Source organism: Alphaproteobacteria bacterium HT1-32, from assembly GCA_009649675.1.
In the GTDB taxonomy this organism is placed as follows: Bacteria; Pseudomonadota; Alphaproteobacteria; order Rhodospirillales; family HT1-32; genus HT1-32.
The window spans coordinates 1-2,230 of sequence record WJPL01000014.1 but is presented as its reverse complement, the minus strand read 5'-3'; the positions used below and the strand labels follow the sequence as shown (position 1 = coordinate 2,230).

Genomic DNA, 2,230 nt, shown 5'->3' with positions numbered 1-2,230 from the left:
TCATCGGTCACATTGACACTGAAGGTCTGGGAGATCGAGGTATCCGCCAGTGTGGACGGATCCAGATCGTAATCCGTCGCCACATCATCGGACGGTGTACCCGTCAGTGTGAACTCGAGGCCCAGGCTGTTCTCGCCGTCTGCTGCCCCATGATCGAGGCTGTCCTGCAGCGTGAAGGTGTAGCTGCCGTCTTCATTCAGTTCCACCGTGAATACATCACGGCCATCGGCTGTCGCCTGCAGCGTGTTGGTTGCCGCATCCCAGCTGTAGGTGACCGCTTCACCCTGGCTGGTCAGACCTGCCGGACCTTCAAGCGCCCAGTCCAGATCGTCATACTGCAGCGCCGTCGGTGAGCCATCCGCCGCACCATCCGCACCGTAATCGATGGTGATCAGGTCACCGTCGAGGCCGAGGTCGCCCGTTGCACTGAGGCTCTCCTTCGTGTCGTCCGTGCCGTCAGCCAGATCGTCTTCGTCCAGCGTCACCGTATCGGCCACTGTCGGCGTCGCCACTTCTGCCGCTTCCGGAACATCATCCGTCACGTTCACCGAGAAGGTCTGCGTGATGGAGGTATCCGCCAGTGTGGACGGATCCAGATCGTAATCCGTTGCCACATCATCAGACGGTGTGCCCGTCAGCGTGAACTCGAGACCCAGGCTGTTCTCGCCATCGGCTGCCCCATGATCAAGGCTGTCCTGCAGCGTGAAGGTGTAGCTGCCGTCTTCGTTCAGTTCCACCGTGAACACATCACGGCCGTCCGCAGTGGCCTGCAGCGTATTGGTTGCCGCATCCCAGCTGTAGGTGACCGCTTCACCCTGGCTGGTCAGACCCGCCGGGCCTTCAAGCGCCCAGTCCAGATCGTCATACTGCAGCGCCGTCGGTGAGCCATCGGCTGCACCATCCGCACCGTAATCAATCGTGATCAGGTCACCGTCGAGACCGAGGTCGCCCGTTGCACTGAGGCTCTCCTTCGTGTCGTCCGTACCATCGGCCAGATCATCTTCATCCAGCGTGACTGTGTCAGCCGCCGTCGGTGTCGCAACTTCAGCCGCTTCCGGTACATCATCCGTCACATTGACACTGAAGGTCTGGGAGATGGAGGTATCCGCCAGTGTGGACGGATCCAGATCGTAATCCGTTGCCACATCATCGGACGGTGTGCCCGTCAGCGTGAACTCGAGGCCCAGGCTGTTCTCACCATCGGCTGCCCCATGATCAAGGCTGTCCTGCAGCGTGAAGGTGTAGCTGCCGTCTTCATTCAGTTCCACCGTGAACACATCACGGCCATCCGCTGTCGCCTGCAGCGTATTGGTTGCCGCATCCCAGCTGTAGGTGACCGCGTCACCCTGGCTGGTCAGACCTGCCGGGCCTTCAAGCGCCCAGTCCAGATCGTCGTAACCCAGCGCCGTCGGTGAGCCGTCGGCTGCACCATCCGCACCGTAATCGATCGTGATCAGGTCACCGTCGAGGCCGAGGTCGCCCGTTGCACTGAGGCTCTCCTTCGTGTCGTCCGTACCGTCAGCCAGATCATCTTCGTCCAGCGTGACTGTGTCAGCGACCGTCGGTGTCGCAACTTCTGCCGCTTCCGGAACATCATCGGTCACATTGACCGAGAAGGTCTGGCTGATGGAGGTATCCGCCAGTGTGGACGGATCAAGATCATAATCCGTTGCCACATCATCGGACGGTGTGCCCGTCAGCGTGAACTCAAGGCCGAGGCTGTTCTCACCATCGGCTGCACCATGATCAAGGCTGTCCTGCAGCGTGAAGGTGTAGCTGCCGTCTTCGTTCAGTTCCACCGTGAACACATCACGGCCGTCCGCAGTGGCCTGCAGGGTCTGCGTTGCCGCATCCCAGCTGTAGGTGACCGCTTCACCCTGGCTGGTCAGACCTGCCGGACCTTCAAGCGCCCAGTCCAGATCGTCATACTGCAGCGCTGTCGGTGAGCCGTCGGCTGCACCATCCGCACCGTAATCAATCGTGATCAGGTCACCGTCCAGACCGAGGTCGCCAGAGGCTGAGAGGGATTCCTTCGTGTCGTCCGTACCGTCAGCAAGATCGTCTTCATCCAGCGTGACCGTATCAGCGACCGTCGGCGTCGCAACTTCAGCGGCTTCCGGAACATCATCGGTCACATTGACCGAGAAGGTCTGGCTGATGGAGGTATCCGCCAGTGTGGACGGATCCAGATCGTAATCCGTTGCCACATCATCGGACGGTGTGCCCGTCA

The 2,230-nt window shown here is 60.6% G+C and carries 1 protein-coding gene; it reads right to left on the bottom strand.

All coding sequences use genetic code 11. The features are described from left to right. Positions 1–2,230: hypothetical protein (locus GH722_20635; GenBank protein ID MRG74169.1), on the bottom strand; the 2,230-nt coding region annotated here is incomplete at both ends.